Annotated in this window: 20 protein-coding genes and 1 riboswitch; of the genes, 2 read left to right on the top strand and 18 right to left on the bottom strand. The window is 71.2% G+C overall.

Annotated elements, in window-relative coordinates:
* Positions 1-132: 132 nt before the first annotated feature.
* The gene (argF, locus tag ACFUNE_RS31065) at positions 133-1149 is read right to left on the bottom strand and encodes an ornithine carbamoyltransferase (protein WP_383574893.1); all 1017 of its coding nucleotides are present in this window, start codon (positions 1147-1149) and stop codon (positions 133-135) included.
* Positions 1150-1330: 181 nt separating this feature from the next.
* The gene (locus tag ACFUNE_RS31070; RefSeq protein ID WP_383574895.1) at positions 1331-2563 is read right to left on the bottom strand and encodes an arginine deiminase; all 1233 of its coding nucleotides are present in this window, start codon (positions 2561-2563) and stop codon (positions 1331-1333) included.
* Positions 2564-2847: 284 nt separating this feature from the next.
* Here ACFUNE_RS31070 and ACFUNE_RS31075 point away from each other — a divergent pair, with 284 nt between their 5' ends.
* Positions 2848-3183: a nuclear transport factor 2 family protein gene (locus ACFUNE_RS31075; protein WP_383574897.1), complete on the top strand. Its 336-nt coding sequence runs from the start codon at positions 2848-2850 to the stop codon at positions 3181-3183.
* A gap of 159 nt (positions 3184-3342) precedes the next feature.
* Here the strand turns inward: ACFUNE_RS31075 and ACFUNE_RS31080 are convergent, their stop codons facing one another.
* From ACFUNE_RS31080 to ACFUNE_RS31145, 14 genes are all read right to left on the bottom strand, one after another.
* Positions 3343-5886 carry a polynucleotide kinase-phosphatase gene (locus tag ACFUNE_RS31080; RefSeq protein WP_383574899.1) on the bottom strand — a complete coding sequence of 848 codons (2544 nt, stop codon included), beginning with the start codon at positions 5884-5886 and terminating at the stop codon, positions 3343-3345.
* Positions 5883-7358 carry a 3' terminal RNA ribose 2'-O-methyltransferase Hen1 gene (locus ACFUNE_RS31085; RefSeq protein WP_383574901.1) on the bottom strand — a complete coding sequence of 492 codons (1476 nt, stop codon included), beginning with the start codon at positions 7356-7358 and terminating at the stop codon, positions 5883-5885. The genes ACFUNE_RS31080 and ACFUNE_RS31085 overlap by 4 nt, the downstream gene beginning before the upstream one ends.
* Positions 7359-7401: 43 nt before the next feature.
* A complete protein-coding gene (gene mmuM, locus ACFUNE_RS31090) occupies positions 7402-8337 on the bottom strand; it encodes a homocysteine S-methyltransferase (RefSeq protein ID WP_383574903.1) in 936 nt (311 codons plus the stop codon).
* A gap of 182 nt (positions 8338-8519) precedes the next feature.
* Entirely contained in the window at positions 8520-9443 is a 924-nt protein-coding gene (locus ACFUNE_RS31095; RefSeq protein WP_383574905.1) for an LLM class F420-dependent oxidoreductase, read from the bottom strand.
* 93 nt (positions 9444-9536) lie between these two features.
* Positions 9537-10073, bottom strand: coding sequence for a DUF6099 family protein (locus ACFUNE_RS31100; RefSeq protein ID WP_383574907.1), 537 nt, complete (start codon positions 10071-10073; stop codon positions 9537-9539).
* A gap of 135 nt (positions 10074-10208) precedes the next feature.
* A complete protein-coding gene (locus ACFUNE_RS31105) occupies positions 10209-10568 on the bottom strand; it encodes a nucleotide pyrophosphohydrolase (protein WP_383574909.1) in 360 nt (119 codons plus the stop codon).
* Positions 10565-11737, bottom strand: coding sequence for an AAA family ATPase (locus ACFUNE_RS31110; protein ID WP_383574911.1), 1173 nt, complete (start codon positions 11735-11737; stop codon positions 10565-10567). Before ACFUNE_RS31110 ends, ACFUNE_RS31105 begins: the two co-directional genes overlap by 4 nt.
* A gap of 55 nt (positions 11738-11792) precedes the next feature.
* Positions 11793-12200: a cell division protein SepF gene (locus ACFUNE_RS31115; RefSeq protein ID WP_383574913.1), complete on the bottom strand. Its 408-nt coding sequence runs from the start codon at positions 12198-12200 to the stop codon at positions 11793-11795.
* A 75-nt stretch (positions 12201-12275) separates the two neighbouring features.
* On the bottom strand, positions 12276-13583 hold the full coding sequence (locus ACFUNE_RS31120) for a cytochrome P450 (protein ID WP_383574915.1): 1308 nt from the start codon (positions 13581-13583) through the stop codon (positions 12276-12278).
* Positions 13580-14194 carry an ATP/GTP-binding protein gene (locus tag ACFUNE_RS31125; RefSeq protein ID WP_383574917.1) on the bottom strand — a complete coding sequence of 205 codons (615 nt, stop codon included), beginning with the start codon at positions 14192-14194 and terminating at the stop codon, positions 13580-13582. The genes ACFUNE_RS31120 and ACFUNE_RS31125 overlap by 4 nt, the downstream gene beginning before the upstream one ends.
* Positions 14172-14525: a DUF742 domain-containing protein gene (locus ACFUNE_RS31130; RefSeq protein WP_383574919.1), complete on the bottom strand. Its 354-nt coding sequence runs from the start codon at positions 14523-14525 to the stop codon at positions 14172-14174. The genes ACFUNE_RS31125 and ACFUNE_RS31130 overlap by 23 nt, the downstream gene beginning before the upstream one ends.
* Positions 14522-14944 carry a roadblock/LC7 domain-containing protein gene (locus ACFUNE_RS31135; protein WP_383574921.1) on the bottom strand — a complete coding sequence of 141 codons (423 nt, stop codon included), beginning with the start codon at positions 14942-14944 and terminating at the stop codon, positions 14522-14524. The genes ACFUNE_RS31130 and ACFUNE_RS31135 overlap by 4 nt, the downstream gene beginning before the upstream one ends.
* Positions 14941-16428 carry an ATP-binding protein gene (locus ACFUNE_RS31140; RefSeq protein ID WP_383574923.1) on the bottom strand — a complete coding sequence of 496 codons (1488 nt, stop codon included), beginning with the start codon at positions 16426-16428 and terminating at the stop codon, positions 14941-14943. The genes ACFUNE_RS31135 and ACFUNE_RS31140 overlap by 4 nt, the downstream gene beginning before the upstream one ends.
* 66 nt (positions 16429-16494) lie before the next feature.
* Positions 16495-17487: an MBL fold metallo-hydrolase gene (locus ACFUNE_RS31145; RefSeq protein WP_383574925.1), complete on the bottom strand. Its 993-nt coding sequence runs from the start codon at positions 17485-17487 to the stop codon at positions 16495-16497.
* Positions 17488-17908: 421 nt separating this feature from the next.
* On the opposite strand from ACFUNE_RS31145, the gene ACFUNE_RS31150 reads away from it, so the two are divergent.
* Positions 17909-18802 carry an SIS domain-containing protein gene (locus ACFUNE_RS31150; RefSeq protein ID WP_383574927.1) on the top strand — a complete coding sequence of 298 codons (894 nt, stop codon included), beginning with the start codon at positions 17909-17911 and terminating at the stop codon, positions 18800-18802.
* A gap of 66 nt (positions 18803-18868) precedes the next feature.
* Here the strand turns inward: ACFUNE_RS31150 and ACFUNE_RS31155 are convergent, their stop codons facing one another.
* Complete coding sequence (locus ACFUNE_RS31155; RefSeq protein ID WP_383574928.1) at positions 18869-19429, bottom strand: hypothetical protein; 561 nt, start codon at positions 19427-19429, stop codon at positions 18869-18871.
* A 211-nt stretch (positions 19430-19640) separates the two neighbouring features.
* Positions 19641-20498, bottom strand: a complete 858-nt coding sequence (locus tag ACFUNE_RS31160) for a transglycosylase SLT domain-containing protein (protein ID WP_383574930.1) — start codon at positions 20496-20498, stop codon at positions 19641-19643.
* Positions 20499-20502: 4 nt separating this feature from the next.
* Positions 20503-20688, bottom strand: a riboswitch (cyclic di-AMP (ydaO/yuaA leader).
* Positions 20689-20824 lie beyond the last annotated feature (136 nt).

Consider the following 20824-nt stretch of genomic DNA (forward strand, 5'->3'; position numbering starts at 1 on the left):
GGGGAGGCTCTCACCTGGCCATGCGCTCCGGACCGGGCCCATGAGAAAGGGGTTCGGGCGTGCGAGCCCGAACCCCACCAAGTAGCACCATCGTAGCCACTTGTGCGCATCTTCACCCAATCGGGTGCATGTTCATGCGCTCTGCCCGTCGCCCGCCAGCGTCGCGACGAGAACGGCCTTGATCGTGTGCATCCGGTTCTCGGCCTCGTCGAAGACGACCGAGTGGGAGGACTCGAAGACCTCGTCGGTGACCTCCAGCTCCGAGAGGCCGTGCCGTTCGTGGATCCTCCTGCCCACCTTCGTGCCGAGGTCGTGGTAGGCCGGGAGACAGTGCATGAACTTCACCTCGTCGTTGCCCGTGGCCCGGAGCACGTCCATGGTCACGGCGTACGGCGCGAGGGCGGTGATGCGCTCGTCCCAGACCTCGACGGGCTCGCCCATGGAGACCCAGACGTCGGTGACGACGAAGTCGGCCCCCCGGACGCCCTCGGCCACGTCCTCGGTCAGGGTGATGCGCGCCCCGCTGGACTCGGCCAGCTTGTGGGCCCGGTCCACGATCTCCCGCGCCGGCCAGTAGGCGGCGGGTGCGACGATCCGGACGTCCATGCCGAGCAGGGCTCCGGTGATCAGGTAGGAGTTGCCCATGTTGAAGCGGGCGTCGCCGAGGTAGGCGAAGGAGATCTCCTCCAGGGGCTTCGCACTGTGCTCGGTCATCGTGAGGACGTCGGCGAGCATCTGGGTGGGGTGCCAGTCGTCGGTCAGCCCGTTGAAGACCGGCACACCGCCGTAGGCCGCCAGCTCCTCGACCGCCTGCTGGCTGTCACCCCGGTACTCGATGGCGTCGAACATCCGGCCGAGCACCCGGGCGGTGTCCTTCACCGACTCCTTGTGCCCCATCTGCGAGCCGGAGGGGTCGAGGTACGTCGTGGAGGCACCCTGGTCGGCGGCGGCCACCTCGAACGCGCAGCGGGTACGCGTCGAGGTCTTCTCGAAGATCAGGGCGATGTTCTTGCCGCACAGCCGTCGCACCTCACCGCCCGCCTTCTTGTCGGCCTTGAGCTCGGCGGACAGGGCGATCAGGCCCCGGAACTCCTCGGCCGTGAAGTCCAGCTCCTTGAGGAAATGGCGGCCTGTGAGGTCTATGGCCATGGTGACTGCTCCTGGTTCCGACTGGGCGTGGGGGCGCTTATTCTGGAAGTCTATACGAGACACCGCATCGCTATACAGTGTGTTCCGTCGCGCTGTCCCTCAGCCCCGTTCCAGGCCGTCGCGCGGTCCCAGGTCCGTCGCCGGTCCCAGACCCGTCACACGGCCCCTCACAGGCAGTCCCTCACACGGGGTCACGCACCACGGGGCAGCTCATGCAGCGCGGGCCGCCACGGCCCCGCCCCAGTTCGCTGCCCCGGATCTCGATGACCTCGATGCCCTCCTTGCGCAGATACGTGTTGGTGGTGGCGTTCCGCTCGTACGCGACGACGACACCGGGCTCCACGGCCAGCACGTTGCAGCCGTCGTCCCACTGCTCCCGCTGGGCCGCGTGCACGTCCTGGGTGGCGGTGAGCACCCGGATCGAGTCCAGGCCGAGCGCGGCGGCGATGGCCCGGTGCATGTGCTCGGGCGGGTGATCGGTGACCTTCAGCTCACGTGGGCCGCTGCCGGGCTCGATCGTGTAGGAGCGGAGCATCCCGAGCCCGGCGTACTTGGTGAAGGTGTCACCGTCGATCATCGTCATCACCGTGTCGAGGTGCATGAACGCCCGGCGCTTGGGCATGTCCAGCGCCACGATCGTCCGGGCCGACCCCGCGTCGAAGAGCCCCCTGGCCAGCATCTCCACGGCCTGCGGGGTGGTGCGCTCACTCATTCCGATCAGGACGGCCCCCCGGCCGATGACGAGGACGTCGCCGCCCTCGATGGTCGACGGATAGTCGTCCTGGCCCTCCGACCAGTGGTGGAAGACGCCGGCCTCGGGTCCGGTGAACAGGGGATGGTGCCGGTAGATCGCCTCGAAGTGCACGGTCTCGCGCTGTCGTGCCGGCCAGCGCATCGCGTTGATGGACACGCCGTCGTAGATCCAGGCGGAGGTGTCGCGGGTGAAGATGTGGTTGGGCAGGGGACTGAGCAGGAAGTCGTCCAGATCCATGACGTGGAAGCGCACGGAGGTCGGCTCCGCGTGCCGCTCCAGGAACTCCCGCTTCGTCATCCCGCCGACGAGGGCCTCGGTCAGCTCCGCGGCGGGCAGCTCCTCGAAGGCGGTGCGCAGATGCTCGGTGGCGAGCGGGCCGTACTCCTTCTCCGCGAACACCCGGTCGAGGACGAGCCGCCTCGCCACCGGGATGTCGAGGGACTCCCGGAGCAGGTCGCCGAAGAGATGGACCTCCACCCCCCGGTCGCGCAGCACATCGGCGAAACCGTCGTGCTCCTCCCTCGCGCGGCGGACCCACAGCACGTCGTCGAAGAGGAGAGCGTCCTTGTTGCCGGGGGTGAGCCGCTTCAGCTCCAGATCGGGGCGGTGCAGGATGACGCGGCGCAGCCGCCCGGCCTCGGAATCGACATGGAATCCCATGCCTTCATCCTCACCGCGCGGAGCGCCGTTCACCCTGCGAACCGCCACCTGATTCGGAGCAGGCCGGGAACGGGCGCCGGCAGGGCCCTCGCTCCCTCCCGCGCCGGCAGTGCCCCCGCTCCTCACGGCCCACGCTCCCGGTACGGGCACGCGTGCCCGCCGGTGGGTGAACAAGGGCGGAGTCCACTCGCCCGCCGGCACCGGCGTGCCGACCGGGCTGCTCTTCGGGTCCGCCACCGAGACTGGGATCCGTCACCCCCCACGCATCGAAGGAGCCTCCCCTCATGTCAGCCACTCCGGCCCTGCCTCCCGTGGTCAGCACGTTCCTGGACGCCGCGAACGCCCATGACACGGCCGCCTGGCTGCGCACCTTCGCACCGGACGGCGCCGTCGACGACTGGGGACGCGTGTTCACCGGGTACGAGGCGCTGCACGGCTGGAGCGACGCGGAGTTCATCGGCGCCCGTGTCACCCTCGACGTCACCGAGGTGTCGGCGGGTCCGGGCGACGAGGAGGTCACCGTTCTGGCGCAGGTGGGCGGCGACGGCTTCAACGGCCCCTCGCACTTCACGTTCGCCGTACGGGAGGGCCTCATCAGCCTGATGCGCATCACCGCCTGACCGCGCCACCGCATCACCGCCTGACCGTGTCAGGGCCTGACCGTGTCAGGGCCTGACCGTGTCAGGGCCGGGCCGTGTCAGGGCCGGGCCGTGTCAGGGCCGGGCCGTGTCGGGGCCGGGCCCCGGACGGGTGGGCCTCCCGTCCGGGGCCCGGTCCTCCTACAGCCGGGGGTCGACCGGCTCCGACTCCAGCGCCAGAACGGCGAACACCGCCTCGTGGATCCGCCAGAGCGGCTCTCCGTCGGCCAGCCGGTCGAGCGCCTCCAGGCCGAGGGCGTACTCCCGCAGGGCCAGCGACCGCTTGTGGCCGAGGAACCGGGAACGCAGTCGGTCGAGATTCTCCTGCCGCGTGTACTCGGGACCGTAGATGATCCGCAGGTACTCCCGGCCGCGTACCTTGATGCCGGGCTGGACGAGCCTGCCCTTCGCGTCCCGGACCAGGGCGCCGAGCGGCTTGACGACCATGCCCTCGCCACCGCGGCCGGTCATCTCCAGCCACCAGTCGATCCCGGAGCGCACGGAGGCCTCGTCACCGGTGTCGACGACGAGGCGCCGCGTGACCTGGAGCAGACCGGTCGGGTCGTGCTCGACCAGGCGGTCCAGCCAGACCAGCTGCTCGTCGTGCGCTACGGAGGCGAGGGAGCGGCCCTGCACCGCGAGGATCTGGAACGGCGCCAGCCGGACGCCGTCGAGCCCTTCGGTGCTCCAGCAGTAGCGGCGGTAGGCCTCCGTGAAGGCGGCGGCGTCCGTGGCGCGTTCCCGATGGCGGCCGGCGAGGGCGCCGACGTCGACGCCTCGGGCGAGGGCCGCCGCCAGGGCGTCCTCCGCCACGGGCAGGACCGCTCCCGCGGCGGCGCCCACGGCCGCGTACTGCGAACGCAGCAGTCCGGCGGCCTTGAGGGACCAGGGCATCAGCTCGGCGTCGAGCAGCACCCAGTCGGTGTTCCACTCCTCCCAGAGGCCGGCGGCGGTGACCGCCGTGCGCAGTCGGCCGAGGACGACCTCGGTGAGTGCCGCGTCGTCCAGGAACGGCCGCCCGGTGCGGGTGTGCAGGGCGCCGGTGGGCCCGTCCGCGCCGAAGCGCTCCCGGGCGGTACCGGCGTCGCGGCAGACCAGCGCCACTGCCCGCGAGCCCATGTGCTTCTCCTCGCAGACGACCTTGCCGACGCCGTCCGCACGGTACTGCGCGAAGGCCTCGGCCGGATGCTCCAGGAAGCCCTCCTCGTGGGAGGTGGCGGTCGGTGCCATGGTCGGAGGCAGGTAGGCCAGCAGTCTGGGGTCGACGGCGAAGCGGCTCATCACTTCCAGCGCGGCGGCCGCGTTCTCCTCGCGCACCGCGAGACGGCCCATGTGCCGGGTCTCCACGATGCGGCGGCCCTGTACGTCGGCGAGGTCGAGCGGCCGGCCCTCCCGCCCTCCGGGGGCCTCGGTGGTCAGCGGCTTCACCGGCTCGTACCAGACGCGCTCGGCCGGCACCTCGACGAGCTCGCGCTCCGGCCAGCGCAGGGCCGTCATCTTCCCGCCGAAGACCGCGCCGGTGTCCAGGCAGAGCGTGTTGTTCACCCAGGAGGCCGTGGGCACCGGGGTGTGTCCGTAGACCACCGCGGCACTGCCCCGGTAGTCCTCGGCCCACGGGTAGCGCACGGGCAGGCCGAACTCGTCTGTCTCGCCGGTCGTCTCCCCGTACAGGGCGTGCGAGCGGACCCGCCCGGACGTGCGCCCGTGGTACTTCTCGGGCAGCCCCGCGTGGCAGACGACCAGCTTGCCCTCGTCGAGGACGTAGTGGCTCACCAGCCCGTCGACGAACTCCGCGACCTGCTCACGGAACTCGGGGTGCTCGGCGTCCTCCCGCTCCAGCTGCTCGATGGTCTCGGCGAGGCCGTGGCTGTGCTGGACCTTGCGTCCCTTGAGATAGCGGCCGAGCTTGTTCTCGTGGTTGCCGGGAACGCACAGCGCGTTGCCCGACGCCACCATGGACATGACGCGGCGCAGCACACCGGGGCTGTCGGGGCCGCGGTCGACGAGGTCCCCGACGAACACGGCGGTCCGTCCCCCGGGGTGCGCGCCCTCCTTGTACCCCAGCTCGCCGAGCAGGGTGTCCAGCTCGGAACTGCATCCGTGGACGTCGCCGATGATGTCGAAGGGGCCGGTGAGGTGCCGCAGGTCGTTGTAGCGGCGCTCCAGGACGATCTCGGCGGTGTCGGCCTCCTCCTCGGTGCGCAGTACGTGCACCTTGCGGAAGCCTTCGCGCTCCAGGCCGCGCAGGGAGCGTCGCAGCTCACGGCGGTGGCGCTGCACGACGTGGCGGGGCATGCCGGAGCGGTCGGGGCGGGTGGCGTTGCGTGCCTGGCAGACCTCTTCCGGCAGGTCGAGCACGACGGCGATGGGCAGCACGTCGTGCTGCCTGGCCAGCTGGACGAGCTGCTTGCGGCTCTCGGGCTGCACGTTGGTGGCGTCCACGACGGTGAGGCGGCCTGCGGCGAGGCGTTTGCCCGCGATGTAGTGGAGCACGTCGAACGCGTCACCGCTGGCGCTCTGGTCGTTCTCGTCGTCGGCGACGAGGCCCCGGCAGAAGTCCGACGAGATGATCTCGGTGGCCTTGAAGTGCTTGCGGGCGAAGGTGGACTTGCCCGATCCGCTGGCGCCGATGAGGACGACGAGGGACAGGTCGGTCACCGGCAGGGTGCGAGGGGTACCGGTCATGCGGCTTTCGCCTCCTTCGTCGTCTCCTGAGCCGTGGTCATCGTGAACACGGCCATCTGTGTGGGGGGCCCGACCTCGGGGTCCTCCGGTCCCACCGGTACGAACGCCACCGTGTAGCCGTGGCGTCCGGCGACCCGCCCGGCCCAGTCCCGGAATTCCTCCCGGGTCCACTCGAAGCGGTGGTCGCTGTGGCGCACGTGCCCGGCGGGGAGTGTCTCCCAGCGGACGTTGTACTCGACGTTGGGCGTCGTCACCAGCACGGTCCGCGGTCGCGCCGAGCCGAACACCGCGTATTCCAGGGCGGGGAGCCGCTCCAGGTCGATGTGTTCGATCACTTCGCTCAGGACGGCGGCGTCGTATCCCTTCAACTGCTTGTCCGTGTAGGTGAGCGCGCCCTGCCGGAGGGTGACCCGCCCCGCCTGCCGCTCGCCCATCCGGTCCAGCTTCAGCCTGCGAGCGGCGACGGTCAGGGCACGCACCGACACGTCGACCCCCACGATGTCCGTGAAGCGCACGTCCTTGAGGAGCGCCTGCACCAACTGGCCCTGGCCGCAGCCCAGGTCGAGCACCCGGCCCGCCCCGGCGGCGCGCAGCGCCTCCAGGACCGCCGCACGGCGTTGCTCGGCGAGCGGGAGCGGCTTCTCCTCCGTGTCGGTGGTCTCGTCCACGGCGTTGTCGACGCTCTCCACCTCGAGGTCGTCCGACTCGGCGAGCCGGACCAGCTCGAGCCGCTCCGTCGCCTGCCGCGTGAGCCCATGGCGACGGGAGAGATAGCGGCTGGTGATCAGCCCCCGCTCGGGGTGACCCGCCAGCCAGCCCTCGCCGGCCCGGAGGAGCTTGTCCACCTCGTCGGGTGCGACCCAGTAGTGCTTGGCGTCGTCGAGCACCGGCAGCAGCACGTACAGCTGCCGCAAGGCGTCCGCGAGCCGCAGCTCCCCTTCGAGCACAAGCCGTACGTAGCGCGAGTCGCCCCATTCCGGGAACCGCTCGTCCAGTGGTACGGCCACGGCCTCGACCCGCGTCCAGCCGAGCGGGACGAAGAGCTTGCGCACCAGCTCCGCACCGCCGCGTGCGGGGAGAGCGGGGACCTCGATGCGCAGCGGAAGCGGCTCCCCGGCCCGCTCGGGCATCGCCCGGCAGTCCCCCTTCAGGGCGGACTTGAACACCGTCGTCATCGCGACGGAGAGCAGCGACGACGCCGCGTACGGCCGGTCGTTGACGTACTGCGCGAGCGCCGCGTCGGGAGCTCCGCCCCGGCCCTTGCCCTTGCCGCGCCTCACCAGCGCCACCGGATCCACCTCCAGCAGCAGCGCCGCGGTACAGCGCTCCGCAGCGGCCTCGGGGTAGAAGACATGGGCGGTGCCGTGCGAGGTGGAGAACGTCTGCGCCTTGTCCGGATGCTTGTGCAGGAGATAGCCGAGATCGGTGGCGGGACGCTCAGGGGTGCCGGTCGTGCTGATAGTCAGGAACACACGTCCGAGTATGGTGCGGCGACCTGTCTCCCACCAGGCTTTTTCACGCTGCCGGCGCCTCCAGCTGACCGGCCAGCGCCGCGATGTCGGACGGACCGACCCGGCAGCAGCCGCCGACCAGCCGCGCGCCGGCCCGCTGCCAGTCCCGCACCCTGGCCGGTTCGAAGGTTCCTCTGCCCGTCCAGTCCCGGCCTTCGGCGTCCCACTCCTCCCCGCTGTTCGGATAGACGACGACGGGCTTGCCGGTGGCCGCGGCCGCCACCTCCACCGCTCGGTCCGCGTCGGCGGGATCGCAGCAGTTGACCCCGACTGCCATGACCTGGTCGATGCCCGCGACGAGCCCGAACGCCTCCGCCAGGGGCTGCCCCGCCCTGGTGCGGTCGCCCGCCACGCTGTACGAGAGCCAGACCGGCACCCGGAGCTCCTGGACCACTTCCAGCAGGGCCTCGGCCTCGAGGATGTCCGGCACCGTCTCCAGGGCCAGCACATCGGGGCCCGCAGCGGCGAGCGTCTCCACCCGGGGCCGGTGGAAGCGCGCCAGCTCGCGGACCGTCAGTCCGTACCGGCCCCGGTACTCGCTGCCGTCCGCGAGCATCGCCCCGTACGGCCCGACGGAGGCGGCGACCCAGAGCTCCCGGCCGGTCGCCGCGCCCGCCCGGCGTGCCGACTCCACGCTTCCGGCCATCAGCTCCGCCGCCCGGGCCCTGCCGATCCCGTGCCGTGCGAACCCTTCGAAGGTCGCCTGATAGCTGGCGGTGATGAGCACCTGCGCACCCGCCCTCGCATACGCCGTGTGGGCGGCCTCGATCTGCCCGGGCGCATCGGTCAGCAGACGGGCCGACCAGAGGGCGTCGGACAGATCGCAGCCCTGCGCCTCCAACTGGTTGGAGAGACCCCCGTCCAGCAGGAGGGTCCCCTCGGCGAGCGCGTCGCCGAGGCTACGGCCGGGCGGGTCGGCCGGTGTCCGGTCGGTGTGCACAGCTGCTCCCTTGCTTCGGCCGGTCTCCGCCGGGCCCTTCGCATGGGCCCGGCGATGCCGGCTGTTTCATGTGCGCGGACGCGTGTCCGCCGGTCCCGGCTGCCCAGCGGCAGCACGGAGGCCGCCCTCCGGACCTCACCGTCACCGGTCGCCGGTCGCCGGTCGCCGGTCGCCGGTCGCCGTCAGCCCAGCTGTGACTGGACCTGCGACGAGATCAGTTCCAGGTGTTCCAGATCGTGCAGGTCCAGGATCTGGAGGTAGATCCGCGACGAGCCGATGGCGGCATACCTGCCGATCTTGTCGACCACCTCGTCGGGTGAGCCCGCCAGGCCGTTCGCCTTGATCTCCTCGACCTCCCGTCCGATGGCGGACGCGCGCCGCGCCACCTCCGCGTCGCTCTTCCCGACGCACACCACCAGGGCGTTGGAGTACACCAGGTCGTCAGGGGCGCGGCCGGCCGCCACGGCGGCGTCCCTGACCCGGCCGAACTGCTTCTCGCTGTCCTCGATCGACGCGAAGGGGATGTTGAACTCGTCCGCGTACCGAGCGGCCAGCCGCGGCGTGCGGACCGCGCCGTGGCCACCGATCAGGACCGGCACCTTCGCCTGGGCGGGCTTCGGCAGCGCCGGCGAGTCGGTGAGTTGGTAGTAGGTCCCGTCGTAGCTGAAGGTCTTGCCGGGCTCGGTCTCCCACAGACCCGTCACGATCGCCAGCTGCTCCTCCAGCCGGCCGAACTTCTCCTTCGGGAAGGGAATGCCGTACGCCGTGTGCTCCTCCTCGAACCAGCCCGCACCCAGACCCAGCTCGACCCGGCCACCCGACATCTGGTCGACCTGGGCGACCTGGATGGCCAGCACGCCGGGGAGACGGAAGGTACCCGCCGTCATCAGCGTGCCGAGGCGGATCCGCTTGGTCTCACGGGCGAGTCCGGCGAGGGTGATCCACGCGTCGGTCGGACCGGGCAGCCCGTCCCCCGAGCCCATGCGCAGATAGTGGTCCGACCGGTAGAAGGCGTCGAAGCCGAGCTCCTCGGTGGCCTTGGCGACGGTGAGCAGGGTGTCGTAGCTCGCCCCTTGCTGGGGCTCGGTGAAAATTCGAAGATCCATGTCTCCATCCTGCACCTTCGAAACCGCCGCACCCCGTCTCCCCCGGCCCACTCCTTCCGCCTGCCGGCAGGCGTCGCCTCCCTGCCGCAGGGTTCACGGCTGTCCGGCGACGAAGCCCGCCGGTCCGGTGATCACGCCGTACGGACCGTCCCGCTCCCGGTCCGGCTCCTGTTCCCTCTCCCGGTCACGCTCCTGTTCCGCAAGCCGTCTGAGCATGCCGTGGACCCGGTCCACGGACTCGTCGACGGCGTCTATCGCCTCGATGCACTGCCAGTAGAGCCCTTCCTCCTCCGTGCCACAGGCAACACCCACCAGCCCGATGCCCGCCTCCCCGAGCAGGAGGGCGAGCGCGGCCAACGTCCGCGGTACATGGACCACTTCGGTCAGCTGTGAAGCCCGCACACCTCCGGCCGGAACCATGGGGTGGTCGAGCACGGCGCTGCCCAGGGCGCAGGTCTCGCTCAGCTCCCGCGCCTCCGTCCGTAATTCCGCCGGTCCGCACCTCGCCAGCTGTCCGCCGACTGCCCGGGCGAGTGCCTGGGCCTGCCATGCCTCCGCCATGACGGCCGGCACCCCCCGGCTCCCCGCCAGCGCGCTCCGCCCCGCCGCGATCAGTCGCTCCGCTTCCACGCGATTCCCCCGTCGCCGAGACCACCCGTACAGAAACCCGCTCACTTCTTCATTACCCACAGTGAGCTGCGCGGCACATGAAAGCCAGAGGAAATCGGAAATCTGTGGACAGGAAATGGATTGTGGATAAGTCGATCACTCCGAAGAGTGACGACCTGCCGACTCGACGCCGCCCGGCACCGGGAAGCGCGTCTCGTTCCGCTCCATCTTGGCCGCCAGCGCCGCCAGCACGTCGACGCCCAGGGCCTCGCAGAACTGCAGCAGATAGGCCAGGACGTCCGCGACCTCGTCCTCGACCCGGAACGCCGTGTCGGGATCCTCCATCACCCTCGCCGACTGTTCCGGCGTCAGCCACTGGAAGATCTCCAGGAGTTCGGACGCCTCCACGCTCAGCGCGACGCAGAGGTTCTTGGGGGTGTGGTACGGCTCCCAGGCCCGGGACGCCGCGAAGTCGGCCAGCCGCCGCTGCAGTTGTGCTACATCCAGTTCGGTCACGGAGCCAGGTCTACCACTGTCGTGCCGGTCGCTCCGCGGACAGCTGCCGCCGTCGCCTCACCGACAGTCCCCAGCAGGCGCATGTGCCCGTCCGCGCAGATCGAGGCGGCCAGCGCCAGCAGTTCCCCGGCCTGCCGGGCGTCGAGGCTCCGGTCGAGTCCGTCGGACAGGACGGTGAGCGCCTGCATGGCCGAGGGCACCTCCGCCGCCGGGTCCACCACCAGGACGTGGGGGCCCGTCAGCAGCACGAGCGCGAAAGCGAGGTACCGGAGCTCGCCGTCGCCGAGGCGGCCGATGGGTGTGCCGCGTCCCGGGCCCCGGCCGGTCATGGCGCGTACGGTCCCGTCCGCCAATCGCTCGACGGTCAGACCGGTGACCCGCCCCGCACACCCGGAGTCCGCGGTGGCCACCAGGCGGGCGTGCCGTTGCGCGCACTGGCTGTGGGTGCGGTAAAGGACCTCGGCGAGGTTGTCGCAGGACGAGGTCAGGCGCCCTTCCCCGACGGGGACCGCCGCGCGCATCCGCCGGGGCTGCGGATCGCAGACGAAGGCGGACCGGAGGGCGACCACCACCTGTTCGGCGGCGGCCAGAACCCTGAGCTGACCATCGGTCGTCCCCGCGACCCGCAGCGGCAGCAGCGCCGTGCCGAGCCGGTCGTCGGGGAAGGGGGCACGCGTCACCGGCACGGCGCCCGCGGTGTGCCAGGCCGCCTGGACGGAGGGGCGCCGGGGATCCAGCAGTGCTGTGGACAGCAGGGTCTCGCCGTCGTCGGTCAGCCGCTCGCCGACGATACGGAGCACGGGCTCGGCCTGCACGGCGAGGTCCAGCCGCACCGGGCCGGCCGGGCCCTCGACCGTGCAGCCGAGCCGGAATCCGCGACGGCCCTGCGCGTCGGCGCCCGCCCGTTCCGGCACCCACGACGCCGGGTCGGGGAAGACGTCCTCCAGCGGATCTCCGGCCGCCAGCCGGGCGAGCGCCTCGTACCCGCGCAGGGCGGTCGTCTTTCCGCTGCCGCTGCCCCCGGTGAGCAGCGTGAGCGGCCCGAGCGGGATGACGGCACGGCGGTGCGAGGCGAAGGCGTCGAGCCGGAGTTCACCGACGTAGGGGCGGGCGGGGCGGGCCGCGACGGACGGCGAAGGGGCCGTCCTCCCCGAGGAGATCACAGTCATGAGCGGACCGTACGCACGCCCTTGAGCGGCGAACCGTTCCGCCCGCACGACCTTCCTACGATTGGGGTACGCCCGCCGCTGTGACCCCCTCGACCTCCATGCCGACCGGCGCGAGCAGGAAGACGTTGCGGTCCACCCGGTGCATCCCGCTGCCGAGCCCGAAGACCACGCCGCTGCTGAAGTCCAGGATGCGCTTCGCCACGTCGCCCTCCGCCCCGGTCAGGTCCAGCAGGACCGGGATCTGCGCCACCAGGTACTCGGCCACCTCGCGGGCGTCGGCGAACACCTGCACCCTCAGGACGACGAGGCGCCGCTGCTCCGCCGACTCCTCCCGGCCGGGGACCGTCCGGTGGTCGACCCGGGAAGGCCATTCGTTGCGGCCCCGCAGGGGTACGACCTGGGCGAGGCCTTCCCACTGTTCGTCGGTGGCGTCGTATCTGTCGTACCTGTCGTACCTGCTCACAGAACCACCCCGTCCGTATGCCGGTTGGCTGTGCGCCGGCTGCGCTCGCTGTTCATCGGGCAATTCTCTCGCCCCTCACCCGTTCGGCGTACCACCGACACGGGTCGGAACGTGATCGGAGGTGTCCGGTGCTTCCGCGGCGTCCGGTTCGGGGAAGGTGTCGAGCGGTGTGAAACGGACCGGGAGATGGGCCGGGGCACGGTGGAACGGGCCCGGCCGCCAGACCAGCGCGCCGGGTTCGACCGCCAGTTCCAGGTCGCATAGCTGGCTGGTGATCTGCTCGATGGCCGTCATCGCCATCAGCAGGGCCGGCTGCTTGGCCGGGCAGCGGTGCGGTCCCGTCGACCACGCCAGGTGCGCGCCGTCTCCGGAACGCACGGCGGGGTCCTGGACGGAGGGCGGCGACTGGGTGTTGGCGGCGGCGAACGAGACCAGCACCAACTGCCCGGCGCGCAGCGGGACCCCGTGGAACTCGGTGTCGTGGCGCGGGAAGTGGGCCCCCATGTTGGCCAGCGGCGGATCGCGCCAGAGCACGTCGTCCACCGCCTCGCGCGCGGTCATGGCGCCGCCGTGCAGGGACCCCCCGTATCCGGTGTCGCTCAGCATGCGCAGCAGTGCGTTGCCGATCAGGTTGGTCGTGGGGTCGTGGCCCGCGCTCATGATCAGCGTGATCTGGCGTACGGCCTCGTTGTCGTCGAGTCCCGCCGGGTGCTCCAGCAGGTACGAGGTGAGGTCGCGCCGGGGTCTGCGCCGCCGCTCGGAGACGAGAGCGGTGACGACGCCGACGAGGTCGTCGTAGGCGGCTGTCGCGTCCGCCGCGGAGTCCATCATCCCGACGGTGCCGCGGACCACGCGCTCGATGTCCTGGGACGCCACACCGAAGGAGGCGGTGAAGACGTGCAGAGGGAGCCTGCGGGCGTACTGGGCGATGAGGTCGCCGGTGCCGGTGGCCGAGAACACGGCGATGAGCCGCTGCGCGACCCGGGCGACCTCCGCACGCAGCAGGTGGGGTTCGATCAGCGCGAGGGTGTCGTTGATGGCGTCGCGGTACCGGGCGTGGACGGCCCCGTCGGTGAAGAGGGCGGTGGGCCGGTGGCCGAGCACGGGCAGGACCGGCGAGTCGGCGGGGATGCCCGCCTGCCAGGCGCGCGGGTCCTTGGTGAAGGTCTCGGTGTCGCGCAGCAGGTCGACGGCCGCGTGGTAGTCGGTGACCAGCAGTGCGTCGACGCCGGGCGCGATACGCACCCTGGCCACCGGCCCCTGGGCACGCAGCCTGCGGTAGTGGCCGTGCGGATCGGCGGCGAAACCGGCGCCGTACAGCGCGATCGGCTCGAGGACGGAGGGGGTGGTACCGGGTGAAGTGCCGGTGCCGGTCGGCGTCATGACGGTTCCTGGGACGTGGGCAGGCGGGTCAGCGCGTGCTCGGCGAGGGCGATCAGGGCGTCGATGCCGCCCTGGCGTTCGCGGGCGTCGCACTGCACCAGCGGGGTACGGGCGTCGAGGTCGAGGTGTTTGCGCAGGACCTCGTCCGCGTGGGCGGGGGCGTCGGGGAAGCGGTTCACGGCGACGGCGTACGGGAGACCCTGCTCCTCCACCATGTCCATGACGGCGAAGGAGTCCTCGAGCCGGCGGGTGTCGACCATGACGAGGGCGCCGAGCGCACCCCGCGCGATGTCCTCCCAGAGGGGGAGGAACCGCTCCTGGCCGGGGGTGCCGAACATGTAGAGCACCAGGTCGTCCTGGACGGTCAGCCGGCCGAAGTCGACGGCCACCGTGGTCGTGGTCTTGTCAGGAAGTCCCGCGGTGTCGTCCAGCCCCGTGCTGGACTGCGTCATCGCTTCTTCCGTGTGCAGTGTCGGGATCTCCGACAGGGTGCGGATCAGGGTCGTCTTGCCCACGCCGAAGGGTCCCGTGACGACGAGTTTCATCAGGGTCTCGGCGGCACTCGGCAGATAGCCGATGCCGCCCCGGTCAGTGGAGGGAACGGAGTCCAACGAGCAGCCTCTCGACGAGCGACCGGTCGATCTCACCGGCGCTGGGGATCGGTGGTCGAGCGTGCAGATGTCCGGCGGCCACGAGGTCCGTGGCCAGGAAGACCGTCGCGCTGACCGGCAGTTCCAGGTGGGCGGCGCATTCGACGACGGTGAGGGCTCCCGGTTCCAGGAGCTCGCACAGCCTGCGCTGCTCCGAACCGGTGTCCGGCGGCAGCGCCGAGTCCGTACGGAGCAGCACGGCGAGCCGGTCGAGTGCGGGACCGGTGGGTACGGAACGGCCACCGGTGACCAGATAGGCGGGGATCAGGCGGCGCCCTGGGCCGGGGGTCATGGCCGGGTGGCAGCGTCCGGTTGGCGGGTGGGGGCGTGCATGGCGCGGGTCAGCGCGGTGACCTGCACCTGCATCTGGTACGCGATGTTCCCGAGGTGTGCGTCGGGGGCCGCGAACAGGGCCAGCGTGGTGTTCCTGCCCGCCGGTACGACGATGGCGAAGCCCAGATCGGACTCCACCACCGTCTGGGCCAGGCGCGGCGACTCGGCCTCGGTGAAGGCCGTGGTGAAGGCGCGGGCGGACGCGTGCAGGGTGGCTGTCATCGCCGCGACGCGTTCGGCGGACGCGCGGTCCAGGCCGGGCGACGCGCCCTCGACGAGCCCGTCGCCGGTGGCGACCACGGCGTGTTGCACTCCGGGCAGCTCCAGCAGGGGGGTCAGCACCCAGGCGAGATCACCGGCGGTGGGGGTGGCGCTCACGTCTCGTCGTCTCCTTGGTCGTCCGATGGGGATGCTGAGGGCGCCTGCGCCGGGGCGTCGGGCGCCTTCCTGCCGCTGAGGGTGCCCTCCTGGAGGGCGGACCAGGCGGCTCCGGCCCGTTCGGGTGTGCGGAGCACAGGCTCCTCGGCCGCCTGCTGCCGGGTGGCCGGCTCCTCCGGGGAGGCCGCCTTCCTGGACCTGCGCCGCCGGGTGGGCAGCTCCGCCGTGTGCGCCGCGCCCTCGTCGGGGGGAGCCTGCGCAGCGGGTTCCGCGACCACGGAGGGCTCGGCCGACGCGGGGACCTGGACCGGCGAGTCGGGCCCGGCCGGCACAGGGACCGGCGAGTCGGACCCGGCCGACGAGGGCGCGGCCGGTGGTGCGGCTGAGGCCGGGGCGTCGGCCGCGTGGGGCTCGGCACCCGTCCCCCGCGCGTGCACCGGCTTCGGCGCGAGCACGGACAAGGTCCGGTCGTCGTCCATCACGGTCAGCAGATGGGCCGGGATGCGCAGCATCGCGCGCATGCCTCCGTACGGGGACGACTCGATGTGGCAGCTGAAGCCGTAGCGCGCGATGAGCCGCCCCACGACGGCGAAACCGGTCTGCGGCGGGTCCCCGAGCTCGGTGAGGAGCACCTCGGAGGGGCCCGACAGCAGGGCACGGGCGCGCTTCAGCGCGTCGTCGTCCATGCCGATCCCGGCGTCGTCGACCAGGATCAGGGCGCCGCGTCCGGGGGTCTGCTGGACCGTCACCGGCACTTCGGTGTCCGGGTGGGAGTACGCCGCCGCGTTGGCCAGCAGCTCGGCGAGGGCGATGGCGAGGGGTTCGGCGGCGCGGGCGACCAGCGCGAGCCTCTCCTGGCGCAGGTGGTTGGCGACCTTGATCCGCTCGTACCCCGCGACCCGGGACTGGGCGCCGAGCACGACCTCGACGAGGGAGGAGTTCTGCCGCGCGAGGCCCGGCCAGGCGTCGCAGAGCACGGCCGTGGCCTGGGTGCGGCGCAACGCCAGTTCGTTGCGGAAGTCGAGCTGGAGGATCCTCGGGTCGTCGTACTCGTGCTGGAGTTCCTGCAACAGGTGCTGCGACTGGTTGAGCAGCGACTGGATCTTCGCGGAGGTGCCGCGCATGGCCGACCTTGCGGCCGCGTCGACCCGGCCGCGTTCCTCCAGGACCGCGGTGCGTGCCGCCTGTACGGCTTCGGTCAGGAGACGGGCGGCGTCACCTTCGATGTCCGCGGCCTCGCGCAGGCCGGGAACGGGGGCTGTGCGGTGGGAGAGCGCGGTGGCCGCGGCGGGTATCCGCTTTCTTGCGAGCTGGCGGATCTCCTCGGTGAGGGCGAGGGTCCGGGCCTCTGCCGCCCTGGCCTGACGCTCGGCCAGCTCGGCGTGGGCCGAGGCGCCGTAGGCCTCCCGCCTCGCCCGGTACATGCGCTCCGACGTCCATACCGCCACCACGACGGCGATCAGGGCCAGGATCCATGCCACCACGGCGTCACCGCGTCTCTGTTGTCGGGGACGGCCGGCGGTCCGTGCCGCCACCGTGCCGGACGGCCGTCATGCCGGCTCGCCGGTACACGCCGCGCCGGTCTCGCGGGCGAGGGCGGCGACGTCCGCCATCACCTGGAGGACGCCGGGGAGTTCGGAGCCGTCGAGGTGGCGGTATTCGCTGCCGATGGTGACCACGAGCCGCTCCGGCAGACCGAGGGACGGATAACGGCCTTCGGCGATCACGCGGCGCGCGGCCTCGATGGCGGGCACCCCCGCCGCGTGGAGGGCGTGGGCGCGCTCACGTACGTACGCGAGGTAGCTCATGTGCTCCCGCACTCCGGCCGGGTCGAGCACGGGGCCGTGGCCGGGGACGATCACTTCGGCGCCGGTGGCCAGGACGCGCTCGCAGGCCTCGATCACATTGCTCAGGGGGCCGGCCCAGTGCACCGGGTGGTCCCCGGGCTGTTCCGGGGTGGAGGAGAAGATGACGTCGCCGCTGAACACCGTCCGCTGCGTGGGCAGGTACACCATCAGGTCACCTCCCGTGTGCGCGGGCGGAAGGGACGAGACCTGCACCGCGTACTTCCCCAGGGTCAGTTCGAGCTCTCCGGTGAAGTAGGTCGTCGGGCGCACGGCCTCGGTCTCCGACCAGTCGAAGCCTCCGAAGTGCCGGCCGAGGTACGCGCCGAGGGGTGTGGAGGGATCACTTCCGGCCACCAGGGCGTGCTGCTGCTGCGGGGTGGGGTCGTAGTGGATGTGTTCCCGGGCCTCCCGGGTCACGATGATCTCCGCGTCCGGAAGCACCCCGGCGCCCCAGAAGTGGTCGCCGTTGGCATGGGTGACGACCACACGGTCGATCCCGGCCCCGTCGGGCAGCCGCTTCCGGCTCTCCGCCAGGAACTGGCCGGCCAGCACCGGGTCGTACGGGGTGTCGATCCACAGCCCGCCGCGCGGCGACACGAGCAGGCCGCAGTTGGCCAGGCCCCAGCCCCGCTTCGGCGGCAGCCAGGCGTACAGGCCCCTGCCGAGGTCAACGACGTCCCCACCCGTGATCGACATGGGGCGATTATGCCGACCCCGATCCGGCAGCGCGTTCGAACTCGGCCAATGCCTCAAGCCTATGACGCGAAATCGCCCCTCGCCCGGACGGACCGTCGTGCGGCGGTGACCGTCCGGGGTTGCCGCAGATCGACCTCACGGGGAACTTTTCACCTGATGCACCAGATATCGCCTGCCACTGTCGCGCCGCCGGACGGATACCCACACGCGGGCGACAGAACCGGATTGAGCCGACTACCCACCGAGCATGGCTGAAAACCGACCACGCGTGGATCATGACGGCAGAGCCGGTTTGCTTGTTCTTGCTCGATTGACCCAGCTAACATGCAACATTGAACAAACGGGTGACGATCCCAACCGGCCCCACGTCCAACCGGCCCCACCCATCAGGCGCGAGCAGCAGCGGAAGCGGAGTGCGGACATGTCCCATGTCGAGACCGAGACAGCCGGCCAGCCGGATTGCTGGCGCCGCGCGGCGGAGGTCGCTGCCGACCGGAAGGCGGCCCTGCCCGCCGCAGGTGAGCGCATCGCCGTCGTCGGCTGCGGAACGTCGTACTACATGGCACAGGCGTACGCCTCGCTCCGAGAGGCCTCCGGGCAGGGCGAGTCGGACGCCTACGCCGCTTCGGAGTTCCCCTTCGGGCGCGCGTACGACCGGGTGGTGGCGCTGACGCGTTCGGGAACCACGACCGAGGTGCTCGACCTGCTGACCCGCCTGCGCGGCACGACCCGGACCCTCGCCGTGACGGCCGACCCGCAGACCCCGGTGATGGACGCCGCCGACGAGGTGGTCGTCCTCGACTTCGCCGACGAACGGTCCGTGGTCCAGACGCGTTTCGCGACCACCGCGCTGACCCTGTTCCGCGCCCATCTCGGACTGCACACCGAGGACGCCGTACGGGACGCGGAGACCGCACTGGCGGAGCCGCTTCCCGAAGGGCTCCTGGAATGCACCCAGTTCAGCTTCCTGGGACGCGGCTGGACCGTCGGGCTGGCGAACGAGGCGGCGCTGAAGATGAAGGAGGCGTCACTCTCCTGGACGGAGTCGTATCCGGCGATGGAATACCGCCACGGCCCCATCAGCATCGCCACGGCCGGGACGGCGACCTGGATGTTCGGCACCGCTCCGGAGGGGCTCCGCGAGCAGGTGCTGGCGACCGGGGCCCGTTGGGTGGAGAGCGGCCTGGACCCGCTGGCCGATCTGGTCCGGGTCCAGCGGCTGGCGATCGCCCGCGCGGAGGCCCGTGGGCTCGACCCCGACCTGCCGCGTCATCTGACGCGGTCCGTGGTGCTCGGCGCGGTGGCCGGAGGCTGAAGCCCGTCACGGCATGCCGGACACCGGGCCGGCGAGCAGCCCGGTGTGCGGCCGTGGACGCGGAGGTCAGGCCTCTTCGAAGTAGGCGTCGAGCACCTCGTCGAGTTCCGCCGTCCACCCCTTGAGGTCGCCCCGGGATCCGGCCTCGACCTCGGCGTTGAACCACCGGCGGCTCGACAGGTGCACCGTCACGGTGAACCGGCGTCCGAAACGGCCGGTCTTGACTTCGACCGCGCCGATCTCGGACCAGTCGAACTCCGCCTCCTGGTCGTCGAGCCGGAACCGGACGCCCTCGGCGTCCACCCTGATGGACCCGCGCCGGTCGCTGACCTCGAAGACGGGGCCGTCCCCGCCTCCGGCGTCCTCGCCGTCCGGGTCGGCCCGGTCGACCGGTTCGGCCCCGTGCTCCGGGATCGCGGCGCCGGCGGCCGTGGGACCGTCCACGGCCGCCCCCTCGGCGGGAGCGTCCGCGACATCGGCCGCCGGGGCCCCCTCGGGCTCCGCCTTCTCCGCTGCCGCCTCCGCCTCCGTCCGCGCGGGGGCAGGGGCCGTCAGGCCGGGGACGTACGCCGGGTCTGTCCCCGCGGCGAACTCGGGCTTGTCGTTCGAATCTATGCGCTGCTCCACGGCGGGCAGTATGGACGACGAACCTGTACGAGACCAGTCAGCCGTACTCCGACCGGCCTGTCGCGGGGGCGCCGGCCTGCGCTGCGGCGACGCGACATGGGCCCCCGGACACGAAAGACGGGTGGTACGGGTTCCGCCGAACCCGTACCACCCGTCAGTTCTGGCCCTCCGTCACACGCCCGTGCGTCGGAGGACCCGCGTCCATGAGGACTCAGTAGGCACCGAAGACGTTGTCGATCGAGCCGTACCTGTCCGCGGCGTAGTTGCACGCGGCCGTGATGTTGGCGACCGGGTCGTAGCTGTCCATCGACGTACCGGGCACGTGGTAGGCCTGGAAGGTCGGGTCGATGACCTGCAGCAGGCCCTTCGACGGGACGCCGTTGATCGCGTTGATGTCCCAGTCGTTGATGGCCTGCGGGTCACCCGCGGACTCGCGGATGATGTTGCGGTGGATGCCCTCGTAGGTGCCGGGGATGCCGTGCTCGGCCATGACGGCCAGCGACTCCTTGATCCAGCCGTCGAGGTCGTTCGTGTACGAGGCCGGCTCGGCCGCGGGAGCGGCTTCGGCGGCGGGAGCGCCCTCGGCGGCGAGCGAGGTGCTCGTGCGCTCCGAACGGTCGGCGCGGTCGGCGCTCTTCTCGGCACGGTCGGAAGCCTTGGATTCGGCCTTCTCGGCCTTGTCCGCGGACTTGTTCCCGCCCTTGGCGCCGATAGTGATCTTCAGGCCGGGGTGAATGAGGTCGGGGTTTCCGCCGACGACCTTCTCGTTGTCCTTGTACAGGGCCTTCCAGCCACCGCTCACGGAATGCTCGCGAGCGATCTTGGCCAGGGTGTCACCCAGGACGACGGAATAGGTGGTGGACTTGGACTTCTGCGCGGCAATTCCCTTGCCGGACACAGCAGTCGACGTTGCGGCCTTTTCCACGGCGGCGGGCTGGGCCGGGGCGGCGAAGGCGCCGGTCGCACCGATCAGGGGAAGGGCCAGGGCGGCTCCACCCGTGCTCACGGCGATGATGCCGCGGGTGAGCGAAGTGGTCCTGGAACGACGGTGCTTACCGTTTTCGGGCATGCTGAATTCCTCTCCGTCGCCTGCGAAGTGAGCTGTCGGGTTCGAGCTGGAGATGCCCGGCCGCATGTGAATGCGACTTCACCCCGAGCCGCTCCGGAAACCGGATCGGCGCTTACTTGGGTCCCCCGCTCCTGCCGTACGAGAAGTGGTCGGGTAACCGGACGGCGGCAGGATTCGGCGTTCCGCCCGGAGTGATGGTGACCGTAGGCGAGAAATAGGGAAAGGAACAAGCCTGGCGGAGTGATCACAATTCATCCGCAAGATCGATTCACGGGAATTCATGTAATCCACCCCACACCGCGTCATTCATTTCTCTTGGCGCAGAA

This window comes from Streptomyces sp. NPDC057287 (assembly GCF_042667905.1).
Lineage (GTDB): Bacteria > Actinomycetota > Actinomycetes > Streptomycetales > Streptomycetaceae > Streptomyces.